This is a genomic window from Streptomyces sp. SID4985 (assembly GCF_009863025.1).
GTDB lineage: Bacteria > Actinomycetota > Actinomycetes > Streptomycetales > Streptomycetaceae > Streptomyces.
This window is the reverse complement of the sequence record NZ_WWIR01000563.1, coordinates 1-1334: the sequence shown is the minus strand read 5'-3', so window position 1 is coordinate 1334 and position 1334 is coordinate 1. Positions and strand designations below refer to the sequence as shown.

Annotated in this window: 1 protein-coding gene; it reads left to right on the top strand. The window is 75.1% G+C overall.

Translation table 11 applies throughout. The annotated features are described in order from the left end of the window. Positions 1-218: 218 nt before the first annotated feature. On the top strand, positions 219-1235 hold the full coding sequence (locus tag GTW40_RS24080) for a DUF5819 family protein (RefSeq protein ID WP_161182265.1): 1017 nt from the start codon (positions 219-221) through the stop codon (positions 1233-1235). Positions 1236-1334: the final 99 nt, after the last annotated feature.

Sequence of the window (1334 nt, the reverse complement as noted above, 5' to 3'; positions counted from 1 at the left end):
AGGTGGGGGCGGTGGGGGAAGGCGTCGGGGAGGTCTCAGGGCGGGGTGGGTGCGGTCGGTCGCGGGCCGTGGGCCGGGTGCGCGGCCGTACCCGGGGCTGCGCCGGGCGGGCGGGGCTGAGTACCGTTCCGTGCGGGCGCCGGGAAGGGGCGCCCGTTGACCATGGGGCGTCCGTGCCGGGTGCTCCGACGAAGCGGCTGAGCGGGGAACGGGGCGGAATGGACGCGTACGACGAGGACTCGGGAGCCCCACGCGGGCCGGACGGGCCGACCGGGGCGCGTCGCGCGGGAGCCCTGGAGCGGGACGGCGGAGCGGTCGACGGGGCGGCCGCCGAGCGGGCGGACGGTCAGGGGGCGGATGGTCAGGGGGACGGCCGCCGGAGCGGGGCCGATGAGACCGGGGCCGATGAGACCGGGGCCGGTGAGGCCGCCGGTTCCGCGAGCGCCAGTCCCGAGAGCGCCGAGCAGCGGGCCGTGGGCGGTGGGGATGCCGCTTCCGGCAGCGGGAGCGGCGAGGGCGCCGACCCCGTCCCCGACCTCGACAGCGCAGGCCGCCTGTACGCACCCACCTCCCCGCCCACCACCGCACCCTCTGGCGTGGCCGCCCTCTCCCCCGCCCACCGCATCACCGCCGCCGCGGTGCTCGGTGCCGTCGCGGTCGTCGTCTGTGTGCACCTCGCCATGGTGTTCCTGAGCCTCGCGCCCGCGAACACCGTGAGCAAGCGGCACGGGAAGGCGGTCGAGGCGTGGGTGTATCCGGAGTTCGAGCAGAACTGGAAGCTGTTCGCGCCGAATCCGCTGCAGCAGAACATCGCCGTGGAGGTACGTGCGGAGCTGGCGACGAAGGACGGCGACGTGCGCACCACCGGCTGGGTCGACCTGTCGGCCGAGGACGGCGCCGCGATCGACCACAATCCGGTGCCGAGCCACACCCAGCAGAACGAGCTGCGCCGGGCCTGGGACTTCCTCGTCTCCACACACAACGCGGACAGCCGGCCGGTGGGCACGCGCGGCACGCTCTCCGAGGAGTACATGCGGCGCATCGTGGTGATGCGCCTGGCGCGGGAGGCGGACATCGAGAGCCAGGGTGTCGTCCAGCGCGTCCAGGTCCGTTCGAAGACCGTCAACGTGGCGCCGCCCGTCTGGAGCGGTGAGCGGATCTCCACCCAGCCCGTCTACCGGGCGCTGCCCTGGTGGACCGTGACCGCCGCCGACGCCACCGGAGGTGCGCGGTGAACCGCCTCTCCCTGCTGCTCTCGCGCGGCGTCGCCCAGGCCACCGGCGCGGCCCAGGGGCCGTACCAGAGTGCCGTGATCCGGATCGGGTTCGCGGGGA